Source organism: Gemmiger formicilis (assembly GCF_018784445.1).
In the GTDB taxonomy this organism is placed as follows: domain Bacteria; phylum Bacillota; class Clostridia; order Oscillospirales; family Ruminococcaceae; genus Gemmiger.
In genome coordinates this window covers 1-212 of sequence record NZ_WQOH01000023.1, presented here as the reverse complement: position 1 = coordinate 212, position 212 = coordinate 1, and the positions used below count along the sequence as shown (strand labels likewise).

The following is a 212-nucleotide window of genomic DNA, read 5'->3' as shown; positions in this document are numbered from 1 at the left end:
CCAAGAATGAGCAAGAAACGGCGGCTGGAATGGTCTTTTTTCCTGCGGCAAGTGAAAGTCGGGAATACCACCTGCGACCGCATCACATACAACGACCTCTGCCGGGGCTGTACCCGTAGCTGCAAGCAGAGTTTCCGGGCGGTTATCATACTCTGCCCCCGCTACTACTCCAAACGCCGGAAAAAGGAGGACAGGGACAATGGCAGATAACC

The 212-nt window shown here is 55.2% G+C and carries 1 protein-coding gene; it reads left to right on the top strand.

What is annotated here, in order from left to right:
* Nucleotides 1–210 (top strand): hypothetical protein (locus tag GPK89_RS08495; RefSeq protein ID WP_252261577.1); only part of this gene is annotated, 210 nt, incomplete at its 5' end.
* Between the last annotated feature and the right edge of the window lie 2 nt (nt 211–212).